Source organism: Microcystis sp. M090S1 (assembly GCF_020246295.1).
Taxonomy (GTDB): domain Bacteria; phylum Cyanobacteriota; class Cyanobacteriia; order Cyanobacteriales; family Microcystaceae; genus Microcystis; species Microcystis aeruginosa.
On the sequence record NZ_JADBTF010000383.1, the window covers coordinates 1 to 5,413 of the forward strand.

General features: G+C 38.8%; 6 protein-coding genes and 1 pseudogene. 4 read left to right on the forward strand and 3 right to left on the reverse strand.

The annotated features are described in order from the left end of the window. Nucleotides 1-559: pseudogene (locus IM477_RS16865) on the forward strand (IS701 family transposase); the annotation flags it as partial. Nucleotides 560-702: 143 nt separating this feature from the next. Next, a complete protein-coding gene (locus IM477_RS16870; protein ID WP_287732718.1) occupies nucleotides 703-900 on the forward strand; it encodes a hypothetical protein in 198 nt (65 codons plus the stop codon). A gap of 177 nt (nucleotides 901-1,077) precedes the next feature. On the opposite strand, the gene IM477_RS16875 is transcribed toward IM477_RS16870, so the two are convergent. The 3 genes from IM477_RS16875 to IM477_RS16885 form a co-directional block, all read right to left on the reverse strand. Further along, the gene (locus IM477_RS16875; RefSeq protein WP_287732719.1) at nucleotides 1,078-2,775 is read right to left on the reverse strand and encodes a hypothetical protein; all 1,698 of its coding nucleotides are present in this window, start codon (nucleotides 2,773-2,775) and stop codon (nucleotides 1,078-1,080) included. 394 nt (nucleotides 2,776-3,169) lie between these two features. Beyond that, nucleotides 3,170-3,394 carry a cadherin repeat domain-containing protein gene (locus tag IM477_RS16880; protein ID WP_287732720.1) on the reverse strand — a complete coding sequence of 75 codons (225 nt, stop codon included), beginning with the start codon at nucleotides 3,392-3,394 and terminating at the stop codon, nucleotides 3,170-3,172. Between the two features lie 335 nt (nucleotides 3,395-3,729). After that, nucleotides 3,730-4,065: a hypothetical protein gene (locus IM477_RS16885; RefSeq protein ID WP_287732721.1), complete on the reverse strand. Its 336-nt coding sequence runs from the start codon at nucleotides 4,063-4,065 to the stop codon at nucleotides 3,730-3,732. A gap of 71 nt (nucleotides 4,066-4,136) precedes the next feature. On the opposite strand from IM477_RS16885, the gene IM477_RS16890 reads away from it, so the two are divergent. Both IM477_RS16890 and IM477_RS16895 read left to right on the forward strand, forming a co-directional pair. After that, nucleotides 4,137-4,394 (forward strand): hypothetical protein, encoded by a 258-nt coding sequence (locus IM477_RS16890; protein ID WP_079207292.1) that lies wholly within the window; start codon nucleotides 4,137-4,139, stop codon nucleotides 4,392-4,394. Beyond that, nucleotides 4,379-4,798 (forward strand): type II toxin-antitoxin system VapC family toxin, encoded by a 420-nt coding sequence (locus IM477_RS16895; RefSeq protein ID WP_223210675.1) that lies wholly within the window; start codon nucleotides 4,379-4,381, stop codon nucleotides 4,796-4,798. The genes IM477_RS16890 and IM477_RS16895 overlap by 16 nt, the downstream gene beginning before the upstream one ends. Nucleotides 4,799-5,413: the final 615 nt, after the last annotated feature.

Sequence of the window (5,413 nt, forward strand, 5' to 3'; positions counted from 1 at the left end):
ATTGTATAACCGATTACATCACTTTTTGACCGAATCGCCTTGGTCAGACCGTCAGGTGAATGAATGTCGGTTGCAAGGGATGAACCAATGCCGCCAGACGCAAATCCCCCGAGGATTTTCCCTGATTGTCGATGACTCAGGACATCGAAAAAGTGGCAATCTGACCGCCGGAGTTGGGAGGCAGTACTTGGGAGAAATTGGCAAGACATACAACGGAATAGTCGCCGTAACTACTCATCTCTACGACGGCAAAAAAAGTTTACCCCTAGACGTTGAAATCTATCAACCGGCTAGTTCCTTAGCCGAGGGGAAAGAAGACAAAGAATTTAAGAAGAAACCGGAGATAGCGATAGATTTAATTGACCGGAGCTTAAGCAGAGGCTATCGACCGAAAATCGTGTTAATAGATGCTGGTTATGGCAACAACACAAATTTTCTCAAAGCCCTGGAAGAAAGAAAGCTAAAATACTTAGGAGGATTGGCCAAAAATCGAAAAGTAATTATTGAAAAAGAAGGGGGTGTGGAAGAAACAATCCAGCTTGAGCAACTAGCCAAAAGCCGACTGCGTCAGATTGCAGGATCTCAACCTTTTGCTACATCTGCTACATTAGAATTATTGAGTCGTTCCATTGAAGATGCTCAATCAACTGTTTTTGCTTTAGAAGCAACTGTTCAAGAAATTAAAAAAGATTGGAGTTTACCATGAATCAAACGTCTTCTACCCCTAGCCTAGAAAAAGTTAAACAAAGAGCAGCTAAAATTCAAGAAATTTGTCGTAGAGCCGATGCAGAAATCTTGATTTTAGATGAATTAATTGCCCAATTAGAAGCTGAAAATCGCTCTTCTACTCTTCATCTTTACCGCTTAAACAAGGCTAAACATTTGTTAGATCAAGTTTAGTTATGTAATTTAGCATTAGAGAATTTCAGGGTCTAGTGTTCCTTATCTAGAGAATTTCATCAACAGACTAAAATTCTAGCCTGCTTTTGCATTATAACAAAGAGACATAAAACCCATCGCTTACGTCCAGTAGGATTAGTTAATGGAGAATTTACTGTCTCTGTTTGTCCTCTTTTTTTAAGGAGTGATTACATCTAAAATATCTCGATACAAAGGCGCACATTTTCCAGCCATTTCTAAACCTGTATTTAGTCCTTCACTTGAAAAATATAAATCTTTTCGATCTACAGCGCGAATAATTTTATCTCTATCACTTTTAGGCAAATCACCCCAACCAGCTTCACAGTAAGCATCTGGATGGGTTCCATAAGCAAATTTCTTAAATGCCTTAGAGTCTAGTTCTAGTTTTGAAAATCCTTGAGGATCTGATTTTAGTTTATCCTCAATTTTTTCTTGTAATTTTTTACCTACATTTTTGAGAAATTGCTGACCATTAGGAGTTAGTTTTTGATAGGTTTCTGTCATAAATATTCTAAGATACTTATCTCCAAAACCTAAGTAGTAATCGGGTGCTTTTTGGTTCGGATTTCTTCTTCTAAAGTCTTCTTCACGGAATTTATAATAGTCTAAATTTCCAAGTTCAACTTTTGGATCAGATTTATTTTTTCCTTCATTTTGCCGAATTTCATAATATTTCAGGCTTCCGGGTTGACCCACAGGGAATGGTGTAGGAGATTTTGTGAAGATAAAACTAGCTAAAATACCTTCAGTAATTTTTCGATCAAATATTTTATTGATATTAAGTATTCCTCCGTAGTCTCCTTCATTATGCATATTAATTGCAATTTTATGTTTTTTATCAAAACTGGATAGACAAACTTGTATATAATCATCTACAGTAACCTGGCGATAAAGTATTGCATTTTCACCTGCAATTTTCATCGAATAAAGAAAAGTATAAACACTAAATTGATTTTGCAAATTTCTAATTTCACTTATTGAGCAAGGTGTCCATTCATTATTTGCAATATAGATTTCTGCACTTTCATAAAACGAACCATCCCAATGAAAATCAGAAGCTTGCCGTAGACATTGAATATATTTATATAATGATGGATTGTAAATACTAATAGTGGTAGCATTATTCTTGAGTGCGCGGTAATTAGCAGGAATTTTGAAAGCTAAACCATAATCATCAAGACGAATTTCACGGGTTTCTGTAGCTGGTTTAGATAAGCTAGGTTCTTTACCACAAGCAGCCATCGTTCGTTGTGCATTAGCTGGTAATTGAACATTAAAGTATCCTAATAATAAAATGAATGTTGCGATAGAAAACTTCTTGATAAAATTGCTGTTACTTAGATTACTAAAAACTGCGCCACCATTAACCCCACTATTATCGCGGAAAGTGATATTTTTCAGAGTCGGACTTGCCCCTGAAACATATACACCACCGCCATTACCTTGATTTCCCGTTGTACCATTGGCATTACCGCCAACAACGGTAAATCCATCAAGGATAGCACTGTTTGTCAGAGGATTAGAAACATTACCCGTCGCGCTTACGACATGATACACATTATCGGCAATCCCCGCTACACCAATTTCACCGCTTAAAATGGTGACATTAGTGGCAATATTACGCTGATTACGGGCAGTTTCCGTCCCTGCGAATCCCCCATAAATCCCGACATTATTTTTTAGGGTAAAACTCGCGGTTCTGTCAGTCCCCGTAGTGGGTTTATACGTCCCCGCAGACACCCAAATTTCATCAGTAGATTGTGCAGCGGTTAGCGCACTTACTAAACTGCCATAAGCATTATTCCAAGCGGAACCATTACCAGTAGAACCGGATTTAACGTAGATGATAGCCATGATATACCTCGTGTGAAAAAGATAGTACAGAGTCAATAGGGAATCCACCCGAAACTTAGTTCGAGTTAGATAAAGTTGATAAGTAGGCGAATAGTGGAGAAAACTGTCTCTAGAGACACCAAAACTATTAATCAAGCTTGGATGTCAGAAAATTTAGCACTGGTTAGGGATAATGCTTAGATTGTAGAGGCGAATAGTTATAAGCCTAGTTTATTTTTTTTTTTTTTTCATTCATCAGCAGAGCTTATTAAATAAACCATGCAGAGAGAAACTATCTGGTATAATGGCACTCCTGCAAGGATTTACCTAGGGATAAGCCGATTTATGTTGCTAAGGTTATATTTTGATAAACTTTTGTCAAGTTAGCCAGCAAATTAAGTTATTTTGTGATCAGTTAGGTTAGGGAGATGACTACAGCCTTGTCATCGGAGTCAGCCATGGCAATTTGGCCGCTATTGTTGATGGTAAAGGCGGAGATACCGTCGCCATCGAGGTTAGGATTACCTGCGGTGATATTGTAGGTTAAGGGGTTGTTATCGGCATCAGTGGCGTTAATTGTCCCGACGACTGTACCGTTAGGACTGGTTTTAGAAATGCTGAAAATAGCATCATTAACCACTGGGGGACGGTTAACAGGATTGGTTAGGTTAACAACAATTGCACCGTTTCCTGTGGCGTTACCATCATTCGCGGTGACGGTTAGATTAAAGCTGTTATTTGTGCCAAAATCACCGGGGTCAGTAACGGTAATTAGGGTCTGCTGAAAAAGTTTTTCGTGGGGACAGGGTGTGGGGTGTGGGGTGTGGGGTGTAGGGTTTTACCGATTCTCATCTGGTCAATTACCTAATTTTCAGAGAAAAAGTCCCAGAATTTTCCCCCTATCTCTCCCACAACTGGTACTTTTTGATTGACAAAAAGTCTAAAAGTCTTACCCAACAAGGTTTTTAGATTTATTCAGCAAGCCCTAATTACCCCTGAGTTACTGATGGCAAAAGGACGAGTTCCGTCGTTATCTGTATCGGTATTACCATTAGTAATAGTGACGGTAAAAGGGTTATTTTCGGGGTCACTAATGGGGACTGTACCAACGGTAGCACCCACCGCAATACTTTTAGCAATGGTAAAGGTTTTATTGGTGATAACAGGAGGTTGATTGACGGGAGTTGTAAATTCAAAGGCACCGATATCAACTGTAGTACCGTTAATGCGAGGGTTGCGGACGATATCAAAGGGTATTGTTTCGGTGATGTTGCTATCGCCATCTAAGTCGCGGGTATCAGCAGGGAGCAAGCTGTTACTACCTGCGTTGCTGGTAGGTTATACTAGGAGTCAAATACCTTAAATTGCTTAGTTGTTGAAAAATGACACAATCTTCTTTATATATCAGCACTCAAGTTTTACCCGGTAATAAAATAGAAATTCAAACCCCTGAACTCGCTGTTGGTGAAATGGTTGAGGTTTTTATTGTTCCTTCAACTTCTGAAAATGATCAAGATAAAAATGAATCTGACCCGCTAATTGGTTTGTTCAGAGGTTCTCCAGATTTAGCAACTCAATCTGAAGAAATTTTACAACAGGAGATTAAAGAAAATTCAGGATGGACATGGAAAGAAAAATAACAATAAGTGATACAGGGTTTGTAGTTGCTTTGCTAAATCAATCAGATATAAAACATAGTGATGTCGTAGCTATTTATCAGAACTATCAGCAAATATTATTACCCCAAACAGTTTTAGCAGAAGTCGCTTATTTAGTAGGTCGTAGTGCAGGTGTTAGCACTGTTGCGGCTTTTTTAAAAGGATTATCTGCAAGTCGGTTTCATTTAATTCCTTTAAGTGAAACTGATGTAATTCGAGTATCTGAGATTTTAGAAGAATACAAAGATAGTCGTATTGATTTTGTTGATGCAACTGTAATGGCGATCGCTGAAAGGCTCAAAATTACGCTTATATTAACATTAGATCAGCGAGATTTTAGATTATTTAGACCTAAACATTGTCAAAGTCTTGAGATTCTGCCCTAAGGTCTTTACTATAGTTTTTGATAACAAAGAGACGCAAACTCCGTCGCTTACGTCCCCAATTCATCCTAAATCAAAGTTTACCGCTTGGATAACCGAGAAATCACCCGTTTTAAGCTATATCCCCCCGTAAGGAAAACTAATACCATTTTTCTTTATTCGTAGCAGGCATAACCGGGTGCATCTCCTATTTGTGATTTTCTCTCACTTATGGTGAGCAGCAGAAGTTGTTCAAAGAGGGCGGGTAATGATTCGGTAGTAGTGGTGTAGCCCTCTTGCTTACCTGGTATGAATTGTGTAAAATATTTAGGGTTTGCTGAATAAATCTAAAAACCTTGTTGGATAAAACTTTTAGACTTTTTGGAAATCAAAAAGTGCCTGGCATGGGAGTGAGCGGGGGGAAAATTGAGGTACTTTTTCCCTGAAAATTAGGTAATTGACCACCTCAAAACTGGTAAAACCCCACACCCTACACCCTACACCCTACACCCTGCCCCCAGGAAAAACTTTTTGCCGCAGACCCTAATTAGGGTTTGCGGCAAAAAGTACGGGCGAAGCATTCGGGCAATAACCTATCGGTGAAACCGTAGATTTTTTATCCGAATGCTTCGCCCCTAC

Excerpts from the sequence above, each read along its gene's own strand:
- IM477_RS16870 (WP_287732718.1), top strand. The coding sequence starts at position 703 with ATGAATCAAACGTCTTCTACCCCTAGCCTAGAAAAAGTTAAACAAAGA.
- IM477_RS16875 (WP_287732719.1), bottom strand. The coding sequence starts at position 2,775 with ATGGCTATCATCTACGTTAAATCCGGTTCTACTGGTAATGGTTCCGCT.
- IM477_RS16890 (WP_079207292.1), top strand. The coding sequence starts at position 4,137 with ATGACACAATCTTCTTTATATATCAGCACTCAAGTTTTACCCGGTAAT.
- IM477_RS16895 (WP_223210675.1), top strand. The coding sequence starts at position 4,379 with ATGGAAAGAAAAATAACAATAAGTGATACAGGGTTTGTAGTTGCTTTG.